Origin of the sequence: Paraburkholderia sp. BR13444 (genome assembly GCF_040948755.1) — a bacterium.
Taxonomy (GTDB): Bacteria; Pseudomonadota; Gammaproteobacteria; order Burkholderiales; family Burkholderiaceae; genus Paraburkholderia; species Paraburkholderia youngii.
The window spans coordinates 255,920-278,833 of sequence record NZ_JBFPKM010000010.1 but is presented as its reverse complement, the minus strand read 5'-3'; the positions used below and the strand labels follow the sequence as shown (position 1 = coordinate 278,833).

Here is a 22,914-nt window from a genome sequence, read left to right as displayed (position 1 = left end):
GATGATCCTCAGAAAGCTGAGGCTTTTTTACGCCCTTGTTCTGATCGCCTGGCTTAGCCGATCAATCACCGTAGACTTCCAGGCTTGAGGGCAAGCGCCGACCCAACCGAATTATTCAGACCCGACTGGATAGTTGGCCTCTTCACTTGGGTATTCAATCGAGGCTGTCACGTTCAAACGTTGCGTGCTACCTGGCTGCTCTCCCAGTTGTGTAGCCAATCGCTGCCCGCGGAAGCCAGGCGGCTCCCTGTCTTCGATAATGCAGGGCTTCTCGGTGAAAGATGGCATCGTTACTCATCGGGTTGCGGTGAGCATCGCGTACGGCTATTTTGTGAGGAGGAGGATCGAACTCCCGACCTTCGCATTGCGAACGCGACGCTCTCCCAGCTGAGCTACCCCCCCAACGAAAATAATTCTAGCACAGCCATTTTCCCTTTTGCCAAGCCTCCAGCCTCGGGAAAACCTCATCTGGACGGCGCGCCCGCGAGCACCCAGTCGACCACCGTGCGGATATCCGCATCGCTCATCGATTGATGGGCTGGCATCGGAATCATGCCCCATACGCCGGCGCCGCCGTCCTTCACCTTGCGCGCGAGTTTGGCCGGCGCCTGCGCGTCACCCCTATATTTCGCGGCGACTTGCTGGAACGACGGCCCGACCAACTTGCGATCCACCGCGTGACAGCCCATGCACGCATTCGCCGCGGCGACCTGCTGCCCGCGAAGTGCGGCCTCAGCCGCGCAAGCACCCGACGTCATCGTGCCCGCCATCGCACCGACCACCACCGCCAACACAACACCCCCAAGCGTCACACCCCGCATCAAGGCACCGCCTTAGGATTACCCGGCCGAACCGCCGTCGACGAATTAACCGGCGCAGGCGCCTGTTGATCGAGCGGTCGCGCGCTCACCCCCGAATCGGGAATCGCGCCGACCGTCGGCTCACCGACCTCGGGCTGCGAGGCGGCCACCGGCGCCGTCGCGCTCGCGGCCGCAGCGGCCTCCGCTTCCTGCGGCTGGATGTACTGGAACACCTTGACGACCTGCACGACGCCCGGCACGCGACTCGTGACGTCGGCTCCGATTTTGCCCTCATCCATCGTGACAAGGCCCATCAGATAAACGTTGCTGCGCTCGGCCACGACCTTGAAGTTGTTCGCCGAAATGTTCTTCTCGGCGATCAGCGCGGTCTTCACGCGCGTTTCGAGGTAGGTGTCGTTGGTGCGCGACGAGAACGAGCTCGCCGGCATGATCGCCAGTTCATTGACGATCGTATTCACGTTGTTCAGGTTCCGCACGATGCTCTCGGCGCGCTGCTTCGACACCTCGCCCGCGACCTCGCCGGTCAGCAGCACGCGGCGGTTGAACACCGTGACGTTCACGTGCGCGGAGTCCGGCAGGTTCTGGCTGATCTGCGACAGCGCCTTCACCTGAATCTCGCGATCCTCGGTCTGCGCGCCGAGCGTGCGACGGTCGGTCGCCATTAGCGCGCCGCCGCCCGCCGCGGCCCCGACGGCGAGAAAGCAGCCTTGCAGCGTGACCGACAGCCCCGCCGCGAACCCGACCACGAGCACGGTTCTCACCAGTGTCTTCTTGAGGCGGAATACGCTCATCAACTAGCTCTCCTTCGAAATCAGTCTCAGTCTTCGCCGAGCAACATGGCATCGATGCCGTCGCACAGGCAATGGATGGTCAGCAGGTGCACTTCCTGGATGCGCGCGGTGCGATCGGACGGCACGCATACGTGGATGTCGGTGTCACTCAGCACTTCCTGCGCGCGTCCGCCGCCCTTGCCGGTCAGCGCAACGACGATCATTTCGCGCTCATGCGCGGCTTCGATCGCGGCGAGCACGTTCGCGGAATTGCCGGATGTGGTGATCGCGAGCAACACGTCGCCGGGCTGACCGAGCGCCCAGACCTGTTTCGCGTAAATCTGTTCGAACGAATAGTCGTTGGCGATCGCGGTGAGCACGGAGGTGTCGGTGCTGAGCGCAATGGCAGGCAGACCTGGCCGCTCGCGCTCGAAGCGCCCGATCAGCTCGGCCGCGAAATGCTGAGCGTCGGCGGCCGAACCACCGTTGCCGCACGCGAGGATGCGATTGCCGTTGGCGAGCGCGGCGAACATCGTGTCGATCGCGGCGGCGATCGGCATCGAGAGGGTTTCGAGGGCTTCGAGTTTGACTGCCGCGCTGTCGCGGAAGTGTTGTTGGATGCGTTCGACTGACATCGAGTCTCTATCTTCTACCGCGAATGGACCGCACTGTGCGGCCGTGTTGTGAAGGCATACTGCCAGGCTGTGGCCGCCGATAAACTTGCGCTCGCGCGGCACGCGAGCGCAAGTTTATCGCACTCACGCGCGTTGTCCGCGCGGGCCGTCAGAGTTCGTCGGCGCGAAATGCATCGCGCAACCACACGAGCCTGCCGCTCTCGAACGCGACGACGTCGAAACGGCACGCGGGTTCATCGCGCGGGGCGCGGTTCGTCGCGGCGCGAGTCGCGAGATAGTGCCGCGCCGCTCGCACGATGCGCTGCCGCTTCTGCCAACCGATGCTCGCGGCAGCACCGCCGTAATGCCGCTGCGCACGCGCGCGAACTTCCACGAACACCAGCGCGCCGTCGCGATCGCTCATCACGAGATCGATCTCGCCTCCCCGACACGTCACGTTGCTCGCGACGAAGCGCAGACGCTGGCGCTGCAAAAACTCTCGTGCCCGTGCTTCGAAAGCGGCGCCGACGGATTTGGACTGGTGCGCGCAGGAAAAGTTGTGGGCGGTTTTTGGCCTGACGTTGATGGACGTCTTTTGCGCAGTCTTCGGCGCGACCTGCTCGCGCAAGCCCACATGGCACAATGTCGGCCTCGTTCCGTCTGTTTGTGTCTTCCGTGTCATGACTCCTCTCTCCGAACTCGCGCAAGGGCAGCAGTACCCCGCCTCCGCGCTGTATGTGGTGGCCACGCCGATCGGCAACATCGCCGACATCACGCTGCGCGCGCTGCACGTACTCGGACTCGCGGATCGCATCGCCGCCGAGGACACCCGCAACACCGGTCAACTGCTCGCGCGCTACGGCATCTCGAAGCCGCTCGTTGCCGTGCATCAGCACAACGAGCGCGCCGCCGCGCAGCGCGTGGTCGAGTATCTGCAGGCCGGAGAGCGTGTGGCCTATGTGTCCGACGCGGGCACGCCTGGCATCTCGGACCCGGGGGCCAAGCTCGTCGATGCCGTGCGCGAGGCCGGCTTCGCGGTGGTCCCGCTGCCCGGCGCGAGCGCGCTCGCCACCGCGCTCAGCGCGACCGGCGACTGGGTCGCGACGTTCTCGTTCCTCGGCTTCCTGCCGCCGAAGCCGAAGGCGCGCGCCGCCGCCTTGCAGGCGCTCGCGCAGCACCCTCACGCGATGGTGTTCTACGAAGCACCGCACCGGATCATCGAGACGGTGCAGGCGCTCGCCGATGCGTTCGGCGGCACGCGTCGTCTGCTGATCGCGCGGGAACTAACGAAGTTACACGAAGCGCTGCACCAGAGCACCCTGGCCGAAGGGCCAACGTGGCTCGCCGCCGATGCGAACCGGCAGCGGGGCGAATTCGTGCTGGTGGTCGAAGGCGCTTCGCCCAAAGAGGCCGGCGAGCACGATCACGACGCGCTGCTCGGCATCCTGCTCGAAGAATTGACGGTGAGCAGCGCCGCCAAGGTCGCGGCGGCGCTCACGGGCGCATCGCGCAACGCGCTGTACACGCGCGCGCTCGCGCTGAAGGAAGACAAGCCCGACACCTGAGGACAAAGCCGGGCGGGCAAAAGGCGGAAGAGAAAGAGAAAAGGGCCGCATGTCGCGGCCCTTCGCTTGTCTACAGACGGTTGGTTCAGCCGACGCGGCATCGCCGCCGCCGTCACGTCACATCACTTGTTCGAATCCGAGTTCGACGCGAGCGTCTCGTTCAGCTCGGCACGCGCTTCCTGCTGCGTGAGCCCTTCGATCTTGACACGCGCGGTGCCGCTGTGGCGCATGTCGAGCATGCCGGCGGCCGCCATCGACAGGTCGATCACGCGGCCGCGCGCGTACGGACCGCGGTCGTTGATCCGTACGATCACCGAGCGCGAATTGGCCGGATTGGTCACGCGCACGTACGAGCCGAGCGGCAGCGTACGATGCGCGGCCGTCAGGGCGTGCATGTCGTAACGCTCGCCGTTGGCGGTGCGGCGGCCGTGGAAGAAGCGTCCGTACCACGACGCACGTCCAATCTGATGGAAGTCAGGAACGTCGACGCCGTCCTCGGTGAGCGGCTTCGCGTCAGCCAGCGACGGCGCTGGCGCATCCGACGTGCTCGGGCTCGAGGCCGGCGCGCTACCGAACGATTGCGGTCCGAAAGAACTCAGGTGCATGTTCTTCGTACGTTGCGGCGTGTCGTTCGCGGACGTGTCGCTCGCACCCGGAGGCGTGGCGCAGCCGGCCAGTACAAAAAAGGCAAAAAGAGTCCCTAGACCACGGGATAGCCGAGTTTTCATAAGACGTGCAAACACATAGTCGAGCCGCGTCACCCGCGAAACTGCTGGGCATGTTGCTTGCGGCTCCGGCGGTAGGGGCGACAACGCGCCGCGCGAAAAAGCGCAGTACGTCAAAGCCCGGATACGGCTCACTCAGCCGCTACCGCACGGTTAATTTTCACGTCTGGCGCAACCTGTCCCCGGCAGCCTGACCAGACCCCACATGCCGCCAGTCGAACGTGGCAAACACGCTCTTGCGCGCGCAACTCAGCGCGCAGGAACGGCGGCGTAGGCCCCACCCAGCGTCACGGAGGTTAATTCCGTAGCAGGCGCGCGGCGCCTGGCTGGGCAAGACGTGTGCATCGAACGCATCGATACTTGATGGCCGTCGGCATTCCGACAGCCCTTACTTGAATAGCGAGCGGCATCTCCGTTTTGTGGGGATGCGTCGCCTTGTGGCTGCACAACTCTTGTGCATGGACTCCATTATACCCAAAAAAAAATTTTGGGATGGCGAGCACCCACAATCCTTGATCAATCTTCACATTTATCGCAAAAATGGGCATGCGACAGGCGCGACAATGCCATGCGCAAGCCCGTCGCGTCGGCGACGGAGACTGTCCCGAGGCCGGTACAATCAACGTTTTTCCAGCGCGTCGTTCCAGCCATGAAAGTCACCCTGATCCCCGTCACGCCGTTCCAGCAGAACTGCTCGCTGCTCGTATGCGAGACCACCGGGCGCGCGGCCGTCGTCGATCCGGGCGGCGACCTCGACATGATCCAACGCGAAGTCGCGCGGCAGAACGTGACCGTCGAGAAGGTCTTGCTGACACATGGCCACATCGATCACTGCGCCGGCGCGAAAACGCTCGCCACCCACTACGGCGTGCCGATCGAAGGTCCGCATCCCGACGAACGCTTCTGGCTCGACAAGCTGCCGGATCAAAGCACGCGCTTTGGCTTCCCCGCCGCCGATGCCTTCGAGCCGGACCGCTGGCTACAAGACGGCGACACCGTGCAGTTCGGCGACGAAACCTTCGAGGTGTACCACTGCCCCGGCCACACACCGGGCCACGTGGTCTTCTTCAGCCGGGCGCACCGGCTTGCGCTGGTCGGCGACGTGCTGTTCGCCGGCTCGATCGGCCGCACGGATTTCCCGCGCGGCAACCACGCGGACCTGATACGCTCGATCCGCGACAAACTCTGGCCGCTCGGCGACGACATCACGTTCGTGCCGGGCCACGGCCCGACCTCGACGTTCGGGGCCGAGCGCCGCACGAATCCCTATGTCGCCGACGGAGTGGGCGCATGAGCAGCGAAATCTATGTCAGTACCGACGTCGAAGCGGACGGCCCGATCCCAGGCCCGCATTCGATGCTGAGCTTCGCATCCGCCGCATACACCGAGGACAAGCAGTTGATCGCGACGTTCTCGGCGAATCTCGAACTACTCGAAGGCGCGGCGCCGCATCCAGTGCAAGAAGCGTGGTGGAAGACCCAGCCGGAAGCATGGGCGGCCTGCCGTCAGGACTTGCAGAAGCCCGAGGCCGCCCTGAGCGCCTATGTCGACTGGGTCGAGGCGCTGCCGGGCAAGCCGGTGTTCGTCGCGATGCCAGCTGGCTTCGACTTCACCTATATGTTCTGGTACATGATGCGCTTCGTCGGCCGCTGCCCATTCTCGTGGTCGGCGCTCGATATCAAGACGCTCGCCTTTGCGATGACCGGCCTGCCGTACCGCAAGAACATCAAGCCGCGCTTTCCGAAACATTGGTTCGACGAGCATCCGCACACGCACGTCGCGCTCGACGACGCAATCGAGCAGGGTGCCCTCTTTTGCAACATGCTGAAGGACTTGCGCGCGCGTCAGCCCGAACTGCCGGGGGACGGCAAGGATGATGGGGACGGCTCAGGGCAAAACGCCGCTCCGGACCCGGTAAATTAGGCAATCTCGCTCGCGAGAGCCGTTTTACATTGCGTTTCGTTTTCGCGCCCTCTACCATTCGTTGATACGGCGACGCTAACGGAGGCGCAGTTGACACTCGATACGTTCTCACAGAAGATCCTGCGCCTGCTGCAGCTCGACGCACGCCGTTCCGTGCAGGAAATCTCCGACCAGGTCGGGTTGTCGAGCACGCCGTGCTGGCGGCGCATCAAGGATATGGAACAGTCGGGCGTGATCCAGCGCTACACGGCTCTGCTCGATCGCGAAAAGCTCGGCTTGCACGTGTGCGCGCTCGCGCATATCCATCTGACGCGTCACACCGAAGGCGGCGTCGAGCAGTTCGAGCGGGAAATCGCTACCTGCCCCGAAGTGACCGAGTGCTACAGCACGACGGGCGAATCCGATTACATCCTGAAGATCGTCGCGCCCGACATCAAGGCGTACGACAGCTTCCTGCACGAACGCATTTTCAAGATTCCGGCCGTCGCCCAGGTGCGCACGAGCGTGGTGCTGCGCGAAATCAAGTTCGATACGCAGTTGCCGTTGTGACGGATGCCGCCGCCGCGGGCGGCATGGAAGTTCGCGGTTTCGAGCGTCCGAAACTGACCAAACTCAGGTGGCGTTGTGAGGCTCGGTGGCGGTTGACCGACCGGCGGGAGCGGTGCCGGTCTTGAGCTCCGCCGCCGAACCGCCTTGCGCGGCCGAGATATCCCGTTGCAGCAGCACGTCGAGCTTGCGTGCGCCGAGACGACGCTTGAGTGCCGTCAGATCGACGCGGCCGAGCGACTGCGCCTCGCTCTCCAGCAAACGAGCGACTTCGGCACCCTCCGCAGCGCGCCCTTCAGCAGACCCCGCCGCCGGCAACACCACCTCCACGTCGAGCCCGGTGCTCAGGTAGTGCAAATTCACCGCAGCGGCCCGCAAGCCACCCGCAGCCAGCGCTTCGTCGACCTCGGCGGTCACGCGCTCGCGCGGCGGCAGATCGACCGGTGGATGCGCGAGCGCGTCGTTTTCCGGGTCAACGTGAATCAGCGCGTCGAGCACGCGCTTGTCGGTCAGCACACGCAGACGCGCCGACTCCGCGATGTAATGGCCTTCCGACACCGAAATCATCGGATCGACGAGGATATGCGCGTCGACGAGCGCGAAATCGCCCGTCTTGCGCGTGCGCATTTCGTGCACGTCACGCACGCCCGGGGTGGACATCAGCAGCGCGCGCATGTCGGCGGCGGCGGTTTCGTCGAGCGCACGGTCCGACAGATCCTGCAACGCGTCCCAACCGAAGGTCCAGCCCATGCGCGCGACCATGAAGCCGACGATAGCCGCCGCGATCGGGTCGAGCAACCGCAGGCCGGCGAGACTGCCGACCACGCCGATCCCCACCACCAGAGACGACGCCGCGTCCGAGCGGGCGTGCCATGCGTTCGCGATCAGCATCGCGGAACGCACCCGGTTCGCCTCGTGCAGCATGTAGCGAAACAGCGCTTCCTTCGAGACCAGTACGAGCGCCGCGACCGCGAGCGCGCTCATATGCACGGCGGGAATATTTTGTAGATCGGCGAGCCGCGTACCGGCGCGCCACAACATACCGACGCCGACCGAGATCAGCAGCGCGCCGAGAAATAACGACGCCACCGTCTCATAACGGCTATGTCCGTAATTGTGATCGGCGTCGGGTTTTGCCCCGCTATGCCGATTGGCAATCAGCACGACAAAATCGGAAATGAGATCGGCGAGCGAATGGACACCGTCGGCAACCAGCGCCTGCGAGTGCGCGATCGTACCGATGATGATTTGCAGCGTCATCAATACGGTATTGACCGCAATACTCGCAAAGGTACTCTTGCGTGCAACGCGTTGTTTCTCGGCGGTTTGGGCGATCGCGGGGGACGGCATGCTGAAAAGGCGAAAAGGTCAGTTGTTGCTATTGTACCCGCCACGATTCGCCTGCGCAGGGAGGGCTGCGAAAAAACCTTTTTAAATCAGTCGCTTATCAAAACGAAAAGCATTCGCGTTCCAGCTACCTGAAGTGCATGCGACAGAAACCCGGCGCCGCAAATGACAAAACCGCGCCCTGAACGGTGCGCGGCTTTTTGAGATTCTGCAGCAGGCTATAAACGCGGTGGATTGCCAGTATTCGCATTACGTGCAGGCAAACCCTTACCATCCGCCGGATCGCGATTACTTCTGGATCAGAAACTTTTCGCGATCAAGACCGGCGATCCAGCGCGGCGGCTTGCCGCGACCGGACCACGTGCTGCCGCTTTCGGGATCACGATATTTAGGCGCGACGCCTGCGCGCGGCCGGCTCGCTTTAGCGCCCTTCGGTGCGCGGCCGCCGCCGAGTTCGCTCAGCGAAATGCCGTAGTCGGCCATTTTCTGCTTGATTTCATTCAAGACTTCCGCGTATTCGCGCGACTTCGCTTCTTCAATCTGCTTTTCGAGCTTCTCGCGCTGCGCGAGTAGTTCCTTGTAAGAAGACATAGGTTCCCTTGTGGTATGGATAAATGACGCCGGTCTTTTGCCGACTCGCCTTTGAAGGTTTCATGCCTCGGAATTTGATGGCGAGATTAACACAAAATAGAAAGGCTGGATAAGCGCCCGGAAAAAATTAATTTAAATTCGTTTCAAAAAGTTTCCTGCGTCGCTTCTGGGTCGGACTACGGCCTTTCAAATAGGTGATTTCGCACGTCGCTGAAAAATTCCTCCAGTCTGCATATTGATCCGATTTAACTATCAGAAAATGAGACTTGAGCCGTCTATTGCGCATCAAACATTTCACGGCATGAAAGCTTTGACTCGGATAAGCGCGCACTTTTGATACAGGTGTCTCTTCGTCGCGACTGGCACACGCTTGTTTTTCCGATGAACGATAAATGCTTAATCCGCATGCCGCTCGATGCAGACTTCGAGCGCCGCGTGCAATGTTCCGGTATCGGACCGCGCGTCATCGAATGCGAAGCGGCGGCGCACACCGTTGCGTTTCAGATCGGCGCCATAACGGTCGACGCCCAGCAATTCGACGCCGCCCGCGCCACTAAACCGGCGACCGAACTCCGCGATCAGCGCGTCCTCGTCGCTGGCGGCAAGCGGTGGCAGCGGATCGAGTTGCGCGCCGTCGAGCCAGCCCATCGCGCCGAAGCCGCCGATGTAGCGCAGCCGCTCGATCTCCATGATCCAGAACGTGAAATCGCCCAACGCCAGATAGCGCTCCGCGTCCGGGTGATAGCGCAGGTAGCGCCGCACCAGTTCCGGGTCCGAGTCGACCGGCTCGAAGCGGCCGAGCAGCGTGACGCGCTGGCTGCCCACCACGTCGCCATCGGGTGCGTCGACGGCCAGGAAACCGGCGCGCGGATCGGCGTGCAGGTTGTGCGTGTGCTCCGCGAGCCGGCTCACGAGGATCGTCGGACGATGCCGTGCGTCCGGCGCGAACGGCAACACCGACGGATACGGAAACCCCTCGGGCTGGCGAGCGTGCGTGGCGAGCGTGCCGACCGCAGCCGTGTGCAGCAGATGCAGCGGAGCGTGAGCGGGAATGTTCAACTGAGCGTTCCTCGGGTGAATTTGGAATGAACGGGAGAGCGTTGAGCGGCACAAAAGCCGTCACGCGCAGCAATGCAAAAAGCAACAGCGGCGCACCAAAGCATGACATGCAGCAATCCCGCTTCGTTGCATCTCCGGCCCATCAATCGTATGCGCCCGATCCCACGGCTCCAAGCGTTAGCCACCACGCTTCGATAGAATCGGAGATCCGCTTTCAATGCGCTTTCTCGCGCCCTCCGCCTCGAGACCTCCGTGCCCGATCACCATGCCTCCGAATTCGCCGTCCTCCCCGCCGCCCATCGCAACTTGTCCGTCACCGCACGGCAACGCGCACGGATCGCCACGATGGCGCTGTTTTTCATCGCCGGCATGATGTACGCGTCGTGGGGCGTGCATGTGCCGACGGTGCGCGACCGCTTCCATCTGAATCCGGCGATGCTGTCGTTCGCGTTGTTCGCGGTGGCGGGCGGATCGATCGGCGCGATGGTGACCAATGCGTCGTGGATCGCGCGGGTCGGCACGCGCCGGGCCTGTCTGGCCGGCGGCCTCGCGATGGCCGCCTGCGCGGCGCTGATTCTGGCCGTGCCCGCGTACTGGATTCTGCTGATCGTGCTGGCCGTCTTCGGCGCCGGCATGGCCACGCTCGACGTCGCGATGAACGCCGAAGCGAGCGCCGTCGAAAAGGCGCTCGGCAAGCCGATCATGTCCTCGCTGCACGGCATGTTCAGTCTTGGCGGCATGTTCGGCGCAGCGGTCGGTGGGGCGCTGCTGTCGCGCGGCATGGCGCCGGCCCTGCATCTCGCGCTCGCTGCGGCGACCAGCGCGCTCGTGCTGGTGCTCGCCTGCCCGTCGGTGTTGCCGCACGTGCCGCACGCCGAGCATCCCGATGCCGCGACGCCGCGCGCGAGCCGCTGGCGCTCGCCGGCGCTGTGGGCGCTCGGCACGATGGCGCTGGTCGCGCTGATCGCCGAAGGCGCGATGTACGACTGGGCCACGGTCTATATGCGCGATGTCGTGCTCTCGACGCCCGCGCTCGCCAGCGCCGCCTACGCGGCGTTTTCCGGCGGCATGGCAGTCGCGCGTTTTGCCGGCGACGCGGTGCGCGCCCGCTTCGGTGCACCCCAGCTCGTGATGATCAGCGCGGCGCTCGCCTGCGCCGGGATGGTCGACGCGCTGCTGCTGCCGAATCCGGTGGCAGCGCTCGCCGGCTTTGCGCTGATCGGCCTGGGCCTCGCGAACATGATGCCGGTGCTGTTCGCGGCGGCGGCGAGCGTGAAGGGCATCCACGCGGCCGAAGGGCTCGCGCACGTCGCGGGGCTGGCCTATTTCGGCTTGCTGCTCGGACCGGTGATCATCGGCGCCGTCGCGCAGGTGACCAATCTGACGATCGGACTGTCGGTCGTCGCGGTGTGCGCCGCGATGATCGCCTTCGCCGGGCCGAAGGTGCTGCGGCGTTTGAAGATCTGACAGGAGCGGTGAACAAAAGAAAAGGCACGCAAGCCTCGCGGCCCACGTGCCTCTCAAGCTGCGAATCGAAGTGCGGCGCGACGCCGCCTTCGATCACACCGAATTTACATCTTCACGACGTCGAGCAGCGTCTTCTTGCCTTGCTTGTAGTTGTACAGCGAGATCACGCCGTGCTGCAGGTCGCCCTTCGAGTCGAACGTCGTTTCGCCGATCACGCCCTTGTAGTCGGTCGCCGGCATCGCTGCCAGGATCTTCGCCGGTTCGGTCGAGTTGGCGCGCTTCATCGCGTCGACGATGATGTACACAGCGTCATACGTGAACGGCGCGTAAATCTGGATCGGCTGGCCGAAGCGCTTTTCGTACTTCGTTTCGAACGCCTTGCCGCCAGCCATCTTTTCGAGCGCCATGCCGGCTTCCGAGCAGACGATATTGTCGGTTGCGTCGCCGGCCAGGTCCGACAGCTTGTCGGTACACACGCCATCACCTGCCAGCACCTTCGCACGCAGGCCGAGCTGCTTTGCCTGCTTGGCGAACGGGCCGCCGGTTGCGTCCATGCCGCCGTACATGATCGCGTCGGGGTTTTCACCCTTGATCTTCGTCAGAATCGCGCGGAAGTCGACGGCCTTGTCGTTCGTCGCGTCGTGCGATACGACGTTCAGACCGAGCGCCTTCGCCGTCTTCTCGAACTCGTTCGCGAGACCTTGGCCGTAAGCGGTCGAGTCGTCGACGATCGCTACGCTCTTCACCTTCATGCCCTTCGCCGCGTAGTTCGCGAGTGCCGGGCCTTGCTGAGCGTCGGTCGCGACGACGCGGTAGGTCGTCTTGAAGCCTTGCTGCGTGTAGGCCGGGTTCGTCGCCGACGGCGAGATCTGCACGATGCCCGAATCGCTATAGATCTTCGATGCCGGGATCGAGGTGCCCGAGTTCAGGTGGCCGACCACGGCGACGACCTTGTCGTCGACGAGCTTCTGCGCAACCTGCGTAGCCGTGCGGGGGTCAGCCGCGTCGTCTTGCGCGTCGAGTTGCAGCGTGACCTTCTGGCCGCCGATCGTCAGACCCTTCGCGTTGATTTCCTCAACGGCCAGGCGCGCGCCGTTCTCGTTGTCCTTACCCAGGTGAGCGATACCGCCAGTCAACGGCGCGACGTGACCGATCTTGATGACCGTGTCGGCCGCGGCCGATGTTGCCAACGTCGCGAACAGCAGAGCGGCAGCGCTGATCGGCAACAGCTTTTGAATTTTGATGCTCATGTAAGTCTCCAGTTTCGGTCAAAACAACGTAATCGCCCTGTGCCCCGCTTCCCCTACACGTGTCGCTCAGTCCCGTGGACGACCACGCCGGTTGCATCGTTCATGCACTTGGCCAGTACGTTTACCGGACTGTTTGTGACAGTTGGCAAACCGTACTTGCGCGCAAGTGTAGGCCAACAAATTAATTTGCGGGAGTTTTTTGAGAAAGTGGGAACAACACTAATAGCGCAGTTGCTGCGCGAGCCGCTCGCGGCTTGGGCGAGCGAGCCGGAAAGCCCCATCCCATGCGGGTTTCCGCTAATTGGGAAGTTTCTCTGCGGGCGCGGATTTAGTCATTTTCCGGCTCCTGTCACATAAGATTCGAAGGGTTTTTCAACTCAAAAATGTGGCGTGCCGCACAGGAATGTGACAGCGGTAAAAAACTTAAATCAACCTTAAATCGACCACGCAATCAACGCATGAACCCGGCGATTCGCGCGGAGGCCGCCCGCCATTCCTGCTCGAGCTGCGCCATCAGTTCAGCCGCGCCGATTGCTTCGGCGCGCGTGCGCCCGAGCGGCGCACCCTGCCCCGCCCACAGCGACAGGTAGTCGCCGTTCTGCGCGCGCGCCGCGTGTTGCCGCAGCTCCTGCGTCAAAGCGTTTTGCACCGGATACGGCGCGATGCTTTCCGCCGATTCGCGCAAACGTTGCATCAACGGATTGCGGATGCCGCGAGCGTGACGGCCCGTGATCGCGCGCGTCACCGTGGTCGACGTATCGGACGTGCCGCGCACGCGGGTTTTCCATACCTCAGGGATCGCGCTCTCGCGGGTGGTCAGAAATGCGGTGCCCATCACCGCGGCTTGCGCGCCTAGCGCGAGTGCCGCGACGATGCCGCGACCGTCCATGATGCCGCCGGCCGCCAGCACCGGCAACCCGGTCGCGTCGACCAGTTGCGGCACGAGCGCCATCGTGCCGACCAGCGCATCTTCGAATGCGCCGATGAACGTGCCGCGATGCGCGCCTGCCTCCGCGCCTTGCGCGACGATCGCATCGGCACCCGCATCGCGCCACGCGATGCCCTCGGCAACATGCGTCGCAGTCCCAACTACATAGCTGCCGCCCGCATGCAAACGCTCGACGTCGGCCGCCGAAAGCAGTCCGAACGTAAAGCCGGCGACGGGCACACGCAAGTCGATCAGCGCCTCCAGTTGCGCGCGAAAGTCAGGCGCATAGTGTGCGAGCGGCTGGCCCGGCGGCAAACCGAGCTCGGCACGCAGCGGATCGATCGCGTCGAGCGCGCGACGCACGGTCGCTTCATCGGGCGAAACGGGATCGAGCACGAACAGATTCACGCCGAACGGGCGATCGGTCAGCGCGCGAATCGCCGCGACCTCGCTCGCGATCTTTTCGGGTGCGAGCGCCGCGCCCGCGAGAAAACCAAGCCCGCCCGCGTTCGATACCGCCGCGACGAGCGCCGGCGTCGTCGCGCCGCCGGCCATCGGCGCCTGCACGACGGGTACCCGCAGCTGGAAGCGCTCGGCAAACGGCGTCACAAAACTGCCTTCGTTCATGTTCGTTTCCTTTCCGGCGCAAAGCCGTCGATGTGCTGAGTCATGCGCTCGCCAACATGTCGCGAGATGCGCTGACACGCGCGAGCCACTACGCGCTGACTGTACCCGTCCGCGCCATCGCGGAGAAATGAATAATCGAGATCGTTTCAATCGCCTTACGAGAATCGAAGCGCGCCGCATTGCCCGCGAGGCCCCGTCCCGCCTCGCTGCAAGCCGGTTCTTTTGATGGCAAACTAACCGCCCGTTGCAGGGCCGCGTGGCCTTGAGCGTTTCGTACACACCGACCTCGCGCGGCGTTCGCGCGAGTCAATGGAGAACAACATGAGCACGACTTCCCGATGGATCGACATCCCGGCCGGCAACGACACTTTCGGCGGCTATCTCGCGCTGCCGAAGGGCGGCAAGGGACCGGCCGTCATCATCATCCAGGAAATCTTCGGCGTGAACAGCCATATCCGCTCGGTCGCCGATCAGTACGCGCAGGACGGCTATGTCGCGCTCGCCCCGGACGTGTTCTGGCGCGTGCAGCCGCGCGTCGAGTTGACGTATGAGGGCAAGGATCGCGAAAAGGGCATCGAGCTGATGCAGAAGACCAGGGTCGACGACGCGGTCGCCGACATCGGCGCCGCCGCGGCCGCCTTGCGCGCGCTGCCGGAAGTGACCGGCAAGGTCGCGGCGATCGGCTACTGCTTCGGCGGCCGTCTCGCCTATCTGGCCGCAGCGGCCGGTTCGGTCGACGCCGCAGTCGCCTACTACGGCGGCGGCATCCACAACCATCTCGACAAGGCCGCGAACGTCAAGGTGCCGATGCAGTTCCACTACGGCGAGCTCGACGCGCATATTCTGCCGTCGGACATCGGCCAGATTCAGGAGCGCTTCGCGGGTCGTGCCGACGTGCAATTCAACATCTACCCGAACGCGGATCATGGCTTCAACTGCTCGGATCGTGCGTCGTACAACCAGCACGCGTCGGCGTTGGCGCATGGCCGCACGCTGACGTTCCTCGGCGAGCGGATGTAATTCGCGGTTCCGGCAATTAGCCGGACCCGCCGCGTTACTGATGTGATCGCCAGCTCGCGCATTTGAAGTGAGCATTCGAATTCACATCAGTCACGTCGGCTCTCAACTCAGGTACTCTGTGAAAGACGGCGTGTCGGCCGACACGCCGTCTTTCACATGCGCGGCGCCCGGGCGGAGCAACGCGAAATCGAGCGAAACGACGCCGTCGCGCGTGCATGGCCGGCCGCGAATTCGACGCAGCATGCCAACCGACCGCGAGGGCTCAAACGACGTGCTATCAGACTATCTCGCTCATGATGCCATCGGCCTCGCCGAACTCGTGCGCACGCGCCAGGTTAGCGCGCGCGAACTGATCGACGTCGCGATCTCGCGCACCGAGGCCGTCAATCCCGCGATCAACGCAGTGGTTCTGAAGGACTACGATGCGGCCCGCCAGCGCGCATCGCGCGACGACGCAAATCGCGCGAATAGCGCCGACGGCGTGAACGGAACGGACAACTCCTCCGCCCACGCCGCGCTCGCGGGCGTGCCGTTCCTGATCAAGGATCTCGGCGCGCCCGTGGCGGGACTGCGCATGGCCATGGGCAGCCGCCACTACCGCCACTTCATTCCGACGCAGGACGCGCCGGTCGTCGCGCTCGCGAAAGCGGCGGGTCTGAACATCTTCGCGAAGACCAGCACCTCCGAGCTCGGCCAGATGCCTTATACGGAGCCCGAACTATTCGGCGCGTGCCGCAATCCGTGGAATCTCGATCACACGCCGGGCGGTTCGAGCGGCGGCGCGGCGGCGGCGGTCGCCGCTGGCGTGGTGCCGCTCGCGCATGCGTCGGACGGCGGCGGCTCGATCCGAATTCCGGCGTCATGCTGCGGACTGTTCGGCCTGAAACCGTCGCGCGGTCGCGTGCCGCGCGCGGCGCAGGCCAGTGCCGGCGAACTCGGCATCGATCACGCTGTCTCGCGCAGCGTGCGCGACAGCGCATTGCTGCTCGACCTGCTGGCGGGCAACGCCGAGCGGCCGGCCGGCGCACCCGGCACCTTTCTCGGCGCAACGCGCGAGCCATGCAAGCCGCTGACGATCGCCTACGTGACCGAGCCGATGCTCGCGCCGTCGTTATCGGCCGATGCGCGCGCCGCGCTCGACGACGCCGCGCAACTCGCGAGCTCACTCGGCCATCGTCTGGAGCCGGTGTCGCTCGGCGTCGATTTCGCGGCGGTCCGTCATGCTTTCCTGACGCTGTGGTCGGTGACGGCCGAAGACCTCGTGCTGAACGCGGAGCGCATCACCGGCCACAGGCCGACGCGCGGCGAGTTCGAAATTTCGACGTGGGCGATGGCGCACGTCGGCCGCAAGATCGGCGAGCAGGGTTTGCCGGCCGCGCTCGACGAACAGCGCCGCATCACCGCGCGTCTGACCGATCTGCTGAACCGCTACGACGTGCTGTTGTGCGCGACGCTCGCGTCCGCGCCGATCAAGATCGGCGAGATGCGGCCGAGTTCCGTCGAGCGCATGCAGATGCGCGCGGTCACCACGATGCCGCTGGAACGATTGATGAAGAAACTGCTGTTCGAAGCCTCGAACAAGGCATTCGCTTGGGCCGGCTGCACGGAGCTGTTCAATCTGAGTGGCCAGCCGGCGATGTCGGTGCCCTTGTACTGGAACGCGCGCGGGCTGCCGATCGGCGTGCAGTTCGCCGCGCGTGTCGGCGGTGAGGCGACGCTGTTTAGACTCGCCGCGCAACTCGAGGCGGCACGTCCGTGGTTCGACAGGCGCCCACCATTGATGAAAGCGCGGCGCTAAAAAATCCAGCGGCCGGCTGCAATCCGCATCTGGCGCAAGACGCCACGATGCACGCAGTCGCGGAATGCGCCGCGATGTCGCCGCGCATCCCGCGCAAAGCCTGCTAGCACATCACACGCAGGCTCGATCAGGCCTTCTTGTTATAAGCGCTGCACCAGCCGGTGGCAGCGACCTGTTTGCCCGCGAACATCGGGCAGCCGCCGTAGGCATCGCCCGCCTTGCCCTGGAAGAAGCTGCAGTTGCTGCATTGCTGGCCTGGCGCGAATTTGGCGAATTTCGCCTTGTCGACCTTGCTCGCGTCCGCCTTGTAGCCAAGCGCCTGCGCGGTCGGATCGGTTTCGGAGACTTTCGGCGCGTCGGCGAACGCCTGGCGCGACAGTGCGAGTGTCGATGCCACACCGATGCTGGTGATCAAAAACGTACGACGGGAAGATCTCATGGGGACTCACTCCATTTATATTGGAATCAACGCCGTTCTGATGACAGCGTTCGCCAAGCATAGCAACGAAGCCGTCTCCGGTGATATTCCAAATGCTGGAGATAAGCGGATCGGTACGGTGTAATCGCGCGCTTACGCGCGCCCCGCCAGCTCGCAGACCCGCTGCGCGATCGGCAGTGATGCCGTCAGACCCGGCGACTCGATGCCGAACAGATTGACAAGCCCGCGCACGCCATGCGCGGCCGGCCCCTGAATTACGAAATCGGCGGCGGGTTCACCAGGACCTGAAAGCTTCGGACGAATGCCCGCGTAAGCCGGCTGCAACGCGTTATCGGGCAAGGCCGGCCAGTACGCGCGAATCGCCGCATAAAACGACTCCGCGCGGCGGGGATCGACGTCGTAATTGATCGCGTCGACCCACTCGACGTCGGGACCGAAACGCGCCTGGCCGCCGAGATCGAGCGTCAGGTGCACGCCCAGGCCGGCCTCGTTCGGCATCGGATAGATCAGGCGGCTGAACGGCGCGCGCCCCGAGATGCTGAAGTAATTGCCGCGGGCGAAGTAAAGCGGCGGCACGTGGCGCGGGTCGAGCCCGCGAATCTTGCGCGCGAGCGCGTTCGCATGCAGACCCGCGCTGTTGATCACGCAGGCGGCGCTGATCGTGGTGGGCGCCGCACCGCCGACCGCGATCGTGAAGCGGCCGTTGTGAGCCTCGATCGCCTCGACCGGCGCATGAAACGCGTACACGGCGCCGTCACGCTCGGCATCGCCTTGCAGCGCGAGCATGTACTGATGACTATCGACGATCCCCGTCTGCGGCGAAAACACCGCCTCCACGCATTCGAGCGCCGGTTCGAGCGCCTGCGCCTGATCGCCGGTGATGCGCATCAGGTCGAGCACGCCGTTGTCGCGCCCTTTGGCCATGATGCTTTCGAGCTGCGGAATCTGGTTGCGCGACGTCGCGACGAGCAGTTTGCCGCAGCGCGAATGCGGCACGTTGCGCTCGGCGCAGTAGTCATACAGCATTTCGCGGCCGCGCACGCACAGCGTGGCCTTCAGCGATCCGCGCGGATAGTAGATGCCCGCGTGAATCACTTCGCTGTTGCGTGAACTCGTGCCCACGCCGATCGCGTCGGCGGCCTCCAGCACGATCACTTCGCGCCCGCGCGCCGCCAGAGCGCGCGCCGTCGCGAGGCCGATCACGCCGGCACCGATCACTACACATTCGATCTGATCCATATCCGTTGACGCGGCGCATCGCACCGCGCGCTGCCTCGTTCAGCCGATGGAAGGAAGACAGGAACGGCATCTCGCCGCCGCGTTCCGTTCATTGTCGAACGTATCTGTCCGCTGGGTCTGCTTATGTCTTTTTATCACCCCCACGGAAAATTGTACGACTCGGTACAGACAGAAGTGACAAACGCTCGTGCGCCTCGACCAGGTGATGTCGGCGCAAACCGGCTTGACTCCACGATCTACGTCGAAAACAGCAACAATTGCCGTTGCATTCACCACACACATTGTACGAATTGCCGCGACAGCCACCAAAATCACGAAAAACGCGGGATTGGTGCAAGAAACTGGCCGAAAACGTCAAAACCCGATCGGTTTTCGCCGGTTTCCGTAATCGAGCCGGATATCGGCGGGTTCGACCCGGTCGCGTCCCGCGATGCGCGCCGCGCCGAAGCCGTTCAGGATCGCGCGGCGCATCTCGCGCGGCGATGCCCGCTTGAGCGCATCGAGCGTCGCGTCGCCGAGCGTCTCCGGAAAGCGCAGGCCCCAGTTGTGCGCGCCGCGGATTTCGTCGTAGATCGCCTGCGCGATGCGTCGCGCGCCGGCGTGGTCTGGCGGCGCGATCTCGTAGACGTTCATGCGGTTGAGGATCGGCTCGGGGATCGCGCGTTCGTCGTTGGCGGTCGCGATCCAGATCACGTTGCCCGCGTTGATTGGTATCTCGGCGAACTCGTCGACGAAGCTCTGGGCGGTGTCGTGTTCGAGTAGCGCGTACAGCGCGCCGAGCGGGTCGTATTGCGAATCGCCGGTCGCCTTGTCGATCTCGTCGACAGCGATGACCGGGTTCGCATAGCTGCCGTTCACGAGCGCATCGAACACCTTGCCCGGCTTCGCGTTCTTCCATTGCGACGACGCGCCCGACAGAATCCAGCCCGCCGTCAGCGAACTCATCGCGACGTATTGGTACGCGGTGCCGAGCAGGCGCGCCAACTGCTTCGCGAAATGCGTCTTGCCGATGCCGGGTTCGCCGAGCAGCAGGATCGGCATCAGTTCGAGCCGATCCTCGGTTTCGAGGCACAGCGCGACCTGCTTGCGGATGTCGTCGAGCGGTGAGGAAAAATTGGGCAGCGCGTCGATCAGATCGTCGATCGACGGCATCCGGTTCGGCTTCACGCAGAAGCGCAGATTGCCGTTTTTCAGCATCTTTTCGTAGGTCGTGCGCAGCGCCTCGTTCGCGCCTTCGCCGAGACCGTTCAGCGCGCTTTCGACCTCGTCGAGGTCATACACCCGGCTGAACGAGGCCACGGCGATTTCCTGTTTGACCATTGCTGTCGTCATCGCTCACCCCGTCTCGCTGATCCTGCTGCGGCGGCGCCTTGTGAGCGCCGATACCAGTCCAGTGTAGCGAGGACACAAGTGCGTGCAAGCCAGCAGTCGCACGACTCTGCTGCTAACGATCGCGGGCATTCCGATCCTTATCTGGAATGGATTGTTGCTGAACCGGCCCTCCTCGGCCGTGTCAGAAATCGTTGCGGCCATCGGGGGTAAGATTGCTTCCTGACCTGCTGCGGCGAGAGGCAAGGCAACCCCGCAACCGACGCGTGAGCGGAGAACCTTTTATGTGGAAAACCAGTATCGTGGCCATGCTGCTTGGCGCTTCGTTGCTCGCCCACGCGCAACAACAGCCAGCGCAGCAGGTCGTGCAATGGCAATTGCAGGTAGTGAAAGATGGCCAGCAGATCGATTCGTTCGACGGCACCACTACCGTCGGCCAGGCGCGCACGGATACGCATCACCAGGTCGTGCAACACAATGTCGGCTGCAAGGACCAGCCGGCCGGCAGCATCGATCTGTCGCGCACGATCACGGTGTCGCCGCTGCGCGTCGATCCCGAGGGCGTGATGTTTTCGATCGACACGCAGGAAACGCTCGAGGACAACAACGCGGGGCGCACCGACATCGGCTGCAAGCTGCCGCCGCAACCGCGCCAGGTGAGCGCGAGCCACCCGGGTCTGGTGGTGCCGCCGGATCAATGGGCGAGCTGGACGATCGTCGATCGCAATCCGAACCTCGTGTACCGCGTGCACGCGAGCGTCGTGAGCAACGGTGCGAATGCCAACGGTACGAATGGCGGCACGAGCGGCAATGGCGCCGCGTCTGGCGGCAACACTCCAAACTGACAGGAACCGCGCGCCTGACCGGCGCGCTCAAACAGAACACGTGGATAACGCGGCATGCGAAACCCAGAAGAACTGATCCGCGAGAGCCTCGCACCGAACGATTTCGTCGCTGTGAGCTGGAACCTGCACAAAGGCCGCACCCCGCTCGGTTTTCAGGCCTGGCAGGCGATGCAGCGCTGGGTTCAATCGACTCACGCGGACGCGTACTTCCTGCAGGAAGCGATGGCGCGGCGCATGCCGTCGCCGGTGTTGGCGAGTAGTTTCGGTGCGCCGATGGACGATCCACTGACCGACGTCTGGCACTGTCAGGCGACCGAAATCGCGCGCGCGCTCGAACTCGAAGTCGCACTCGGCCCGAACGTGTTCAAGCCGTCGTGGCGGCACGGCAATGCAATTCTGTCGCCGCATCCGCTGGATCTTGGCGGCCGCTGGGACATTTCCGCGCACCGCTTCGAAAAGCGCGGCCTGCTGGTCGCGCGTGCGACGTTCGGCGGGCGGCTCGTCACGCTGCTGTGCGCGCATCTCGCGCTGACACGTCCGGCGCGCTTGCGGCAGATGAACTGGATCGCGCACTGGATCGCGAAGGAAGCCCCGGACGGTCCGCTCGTGCTGGCCGGCGACTTCAACGATTGGCGCAACGACTCGGTGCCGCTCTTTCGCGAGCACGGCTTGCAGGAAGTCGCGACGCTGCTCGGCGAACCGGCGCGCACGTTCCCGGCGTTCTCGCCGGCGCTGTCGCTCGACAAGATGTTCGTGCGCGGCATGCAGCCAGTCGAATGGATCCAGCCGACGCAGGAGACCGCGTGGCTGTCGGATCATTTGCCGTATATGGCGAAGTTGCGCTTGGAGTAAACGTTTTCGCTCGTTGCGCCTCCGCCAACGGAAAACGCGTGCTCCCTTCACTCGCGATTCGGTGTCCAGCTCAACGCCGCTTCTATCTCTTCCCCCGGCTGCAACACGCAGCCGCCAACGTGCTTTTGTGTACCAATCGCGTTGAAGCAGTCGGTCGTGTTCGTGACCGGCTCCACGCATAGCTGCGGATCGTTGGCCGGCGCGAACACGACCAGGTGATCGAACGGCGCGTCGGCACGCATCGTCAGCTTGCGGCGCTCGTCGGGCCACGCGATCGTCGCCGCGCGCGACCAGTTCGAAAAGTTGTTATCCAGATCGAACGCGTCGGGTGACATGCCCGCGCGCAACGCGTCGACGGCCGGATGCGGGCCGAGATGCGTCGGCAGCACATCGGTGTCCGCGTGCCACATCGCCTGCACGTCGGCATGGATGCGCGTCGCCGCGGTGCGCGGATAGTACGGGTGATGGCCCATGCCGAACGGCATCGGCCGATCGGCGAGATTCCATGCGGACATCGTGATGTGCAGCGCGCCGCCGCGCAACTCGATACGCTGCCGCGCGCGATAGCGAAACGGCCAGTCGCCGGCCACGCTCGCATCGGGCTCGTGCTCGAAGTGCAAGTCCACCGCGCTTTCACTGCGCGCTCCGACGCGCCATGGACGACGCCACGCGTTGCCATGCAGCGCGTGGGCGAAATGCGGGTCGTTGCCGGCGAGATCGATCGTCGCGCCGTCGAACGCGAAGCGTGCATCGCGAATCCGGTTGCAGTACGGGAACAGCGGGAAGCTCGCCATGCGCAGCGGATCGCGCGCTTCGAACGCTTCCGGCAGCGCCGGCCGCAGCCAGTGCAACGGGCCTTCCGGGGTGACCTCGTAGAACGCCGCGAGCGCGCCGCCAATGTCCGGCGCGAGCACCGCGCGCAATGCGCCGGCCGACAACGTGACGAGGCGCGCGGCGATCGCGGGATCGTCGAGCCATGACAGCTGCGCCGCCGATCGGGTCACCGCATATGCCTCGCCCGGCCGTGCAGGAATCAGGGACACGTCGCGCATGATCAGACGAGGCGAAACCGCGAGCGGAAAGCGGTAACAGAAACGTGCATTCATATCTCCTTTGACGTGCCGCGTACCCCGCGGCCGGCGGACTACGGCAGTCCGCC

At 64.2% G+C, this 22,914-nt stretch carries 23 protein-coding genes; 9 read left to right on the top strand and 14 right to left on the bottom strand.

Annotated elements, in window-relative coordinates; genetic code table 11:
• Nucleotides 1–464: 464 nt before the first annotated feature.
• The 4 genes from AB3X95_RS27010 to AB3X95_RS26995 form a co-directional block, all read right to left on the bottom strand.
• Complete coding sequence (locus tag AB3X95_RS27010; protein ID WP_368622995.1) at nt 465–821, bottom strand: c-type cytochrome; 357 nt, start codon at nt 819–821, stop codon at nt 465–467.
• On the bottom strand, nt 821–1,612 hold the full coding sequence (locus AB3X95_RS27005) for a BON domain-containing protein (RefSeq protein ID WP_368622994.1): 792 nt from the start codon (nt 1,610–1,612) through the stop codon (nt 821–823). The genes AB3X95_RS27010 and AB3X95_RS27005 overlap by 1 nt, the downstream gene beginning before the upstream one ends.
• A gap of 26 nt (nt 1,613–1,638) precedes the next feature.
• The gene (locus AB3X95_RS27000; protein ID WP_062125567.1) at nt 1,639–2,226 is read right to left on the bottom strand and encodes a phosphoheptose isomerase; all 588 of its coding nucleotides are present in this window, start codon (nt 2,224–2,226) and stop codon (nt 1,639–1,641) included.
• 148 nt (nt 2,227–2,374) lie between these two features.
• Nucleotides 2,375–2,887: a YraN family protein gene (locus AB3X95_RS26995; protein WP_176109765.1), complete on the bottom strand. Its 513-nt coding sequence runs from the start codon at nt 2,885–2,887 to the stop codon at nt 2,375–2,377.
• On the opposite strand from AB3X95_RS26995, the gene rsmI reads away from it, so the two are divergent.
• Entirely contained in the window at nt 2,886–3,770 is an 885-nt protein-coding gene (gene rsmI / locus AB3X95_RS26990; protein ID WP_176122308.1) for a 16S rRNA (cytidine(1402)-2'-O)-methyltransferase, read from the top strand. The two genes, AB3X95_RS26995 and rsmI, sit on opposite strands and share 2 nt — an antisense overlap.
• A 122-nt stretch (nt 3,771–3,892) precedes the next feature.
• Here rsmI and AB3X95_RS26985 read toward each other — a convergent pair whose 3' ends face one another.
• A complete protein-coding gene (locus AB3X95_RS26985) occupies nt 3,893–4,498 on the bottom strand; it encodes a septal ring lytic transglycosylase RlpA family protein (protein ID WP_368622993.1) in 606 nt (201 codons plus the stop codon).
• Between the two features lie 646 nt (nt 4,499–5,144).
• Here AB3X95_RS26985 and AB3X95_RS26980 point away from each other — a divergent pair.
• The 3 genes from AB3X95_RS26980 to AB3X95_RS26970 all read left to right on the top strand — a co-directional run bounded on the left by AB3X95_RS26980 (nt 5,145) and on the right by AB3X95_RS26970 (nt 6,967).
• Nucleotides 5,145–5,789: an MBL fold metallo-hydrolase gene (locus AB3X95_RS26980; protein ID WP_176109768.1), complete on the top strand. Its 645-nt coding sequence runs from the start codon at nt 5,145–5,147 to the stop codon at nt 5,787–5,789.
• A complete protein-coding gene (locus AB3X95_RS26975) occupies nt 5,786–6,418 on the top strand; it encodes an exonuclease (protein WP_013088123.1) in 633 nt (210 codons plus the stop codon). The genes AB3X95_RS26980 and AB3X95_RS26975 overlap by 4 nt, the downstream gene beginning before the upstream one ends.
• 90 nt (nt 6,419–6,508) lie before the next feature.
• Nucleotides 6,509–6,967, top strand: a complete 459-nt coding sequence (locus AB3X95_RS26970) for an Lrp/AsnC family transcriptional regulator (protein ID WP_012431468.1) — start codon at nt 6,509–6,511, stop codon at nt 6,965–6,967.
• A gap of 63 nt (nt 6,968–7,030) precedes the next feature.
• Here the strand turns inward: AB3X95_RS26970 and AB3X95_RS26965 are convergent, their stop codons facing one another.
• The 3 genes from AB3X95_RS26965 to AB3X95_RS26955 all read right to left on the bottom strand — a co-directional run bounded on the left by AB3X95_RS26965 (nt 7,031) and on the right by AB3X95_RS26955 (nt 9,961).
• A complete protein-coding gene (locus AB3X95_RS26965; RefSeq protein ID WP_176122310.1) occupies nt 7,031–8,314 on the bottom strand; it encodes a cation diffusion facilitator family transporter in 1,284 nt (427 codons plus the stop codon).
• 285 nt (nt 8,315–8,599) lie between these two features.
• Complete coding sequence (locus AB3X95_RS26960; protein ID WP_008921239.1) at nt 8,600–8,902, bottom strand: H-NS family nucleoid-associated regulatory protein; 303 nt, start codon at nt 8,900–8,902, stop codon at nt 8,600–8,602.
• A gap of 396 nt (nt 8,903–9,298) precedes the next feature.
• The gene (locus AB3X95_RS26955) at nt 9,299–9,961 is read right to left on the bottom strand and encodes a HugZ family protein (RefSeq protein WP_368622992.1); all 663 of its coding nucleotides are present in this window, start codon (nt 9,959–9,961) and stop codon (nt 9,299–9,301) included.
• A gap of 252 nt (nt 9,962–10,213) precedes the next feature.
• Here AB3X95_RS26955 and AB3X95_RS26950 point away from each other — a divergent pair, with 252 nt between their 5' ends.
• A complete protein-coding gene (locus AB3X95_RS26950) occupies nt 10,214–11,428 on the top strand; it encodes an MFS transporter (protein ID WP_368622991.1) in 1,215 nt (404 codons plus the stop codon).
• A 104-nt stretch (nt 11,429–11,532) separates the two neighbouring features.
• On the opposite strand, the gene AB3X95_RS26945 is transcribed toward AB3X95_RS26950, so the two are convergent.
• Nucleotides 11,533–12,678, bottom strand: coding sequence for a branched-chain amino acid ABC transporter substrate-binding protein (locus AB3X95_RS26945; RefSeq protein WP_018436890.1), 1,146 nt, complete (start codon nt 12,676–12,678; stop codon nt 11,533–11,535).
• 451 nt (nt 12,679–13,129) lie between these two features.
• On the bottom strand, nt 13,130–14,233 hold the full coding sequence (locus AB3X95_RS26940; protein ID WP_368622990.1) for an NAD(P)H-dependent flavin oxidoreductase: 1,104 nt from the start codon (nt 14,231–14,233) through the stop codon (nt 13,130–13,132).
• Between the two features lie 321 nt (nt 14,234–14,554).
• Between AB3X95_RS26940 and AB3X95_RS26935 the strand changes: the two genes are divergently transcribed.
• Both AB3X95_RS26935 and AB3X95_RS26930 read left to right on the top strand, forming a co-directional pair.
• Nucleotides 14,555–15,253, top strand: a complete 699-nt coding sequence (locus AB3X95_RS26935; protein WP_184226127.1) for a dienelactone hydrolase family protein — start codon at nt 14,555–14,557, stop codon at nt 15,251–15,253.
• A 241-nt stretch (nt 15,254–15,494) separates the two neighbouring features.
• The gene (locus AB3X95_RS26930; protein WP_217709965.1) at nt 15,495–17,051 is read left to right on the top strand and encodes an amidase; all 1,557 of its coding nucleotides are present in this window, start codon (nt 15,495–15,497) and stop codon (nt 17,049–17,051) included.
• A 127-nt stretch (nt 17,052–17,178) separates the two neighbouring features.
• Here AB3X95_RS26930 and AB3X95_RS26925 read toward each other — a convergent pair whose 3' ends face one another.
• The 3 genes from AB3X95_RS26925 to AB3X95_RS26915 all read right to left on the bottom strand — a co-directional run bounded on the left by AB3X95_RS26925 (nt 17,179) and on the right by AB3X95_RS26915 (nt 20,061).
• Nucleotides 17,179–17,490: a high-potential iron-sulfur protein gene (locus AB3X95_RS26925; protein WP_176109775.1), complete on the bottom strand. Its 312-nt coding sequence runs from the start codon at nt 17,488–17,490 to the stop codon at nt 17,179–17,181.
• A 132-nt stretch (nt 17,491–17,622) separates the two neighbouring features.
• Nucleotides 17,623–18,729, bottom strand: a complete 1,107-nt coding sequence (locus tag AB3X95_RS26920; protein ID WP_176122315.1) for an NAD(P)/FAD-dependent oxidoreductase — start codon at nt 18,727–18,729, stop codon at nt 17,623–17,625.
• 354 nt (nt 18,730–19,083) lie between these two features.
• Nucleotides 19,084–20,061: an AAA family ATPase gene (locus AB3X95_RS26915; protein ID WP_176122316.1), complete on the bottom strand. Its 978-nt coding sequence runs from the start codon at nt 20,059–20,061 to the stop codon at nt 19,084–19,086.
• Between the two features lie 281 nt (nt 20,062–20,342).
• Between AB3X95_RS26915 and AB3X95_RS26910 the strand changes: the two genes are divergently transcribed.
• Together AB3X95_RS26910 and AB3X95_RS26905 are read left to right on the top strand one after the other, a co-directional pair.
• Nucleotides 20,343–20,903: a hypothetical protein gene (locus AB3X95_RS26910; RefSeq protein WP_176367401.1), complete on the top strand. Its 561-nt coding sequence runs from the start codon at nt 20,343–20,345 to the stop codon at nt 20,901–20,903.
• Between the two features lie 54 nt (nt 20,904–20,957).
• Nucleotides 20,958–21,755 (top strand): endonuclease/exonuclease/phosphatase family protein, encoded by a 798-nt coding sequence (locus AB3X95_RS26905; protein WP_176109779.1) that lies wholly within the window; start codon nt 20,958–20,960, stop codon nt 21,753–21,755.
• A gap of 47 nt (nt 21,756–21,802) precedes the next feature.
• Here AB3X95_RS26905 and AB3X95_RS26900 read toward each other — a convergent pair whose 3' ends face one another.
• Entirely contained in the window at nt 21,803–22,759 is a 957-nt protein-coding gene (locus AB3X95_RS26900; RefSeq protein WP_368623001.1) for an aldose 1-epimerase, read from the bottom strand.
• Nucleotides 22,760–22,914 lie beyond the last annotated feature (155 nt).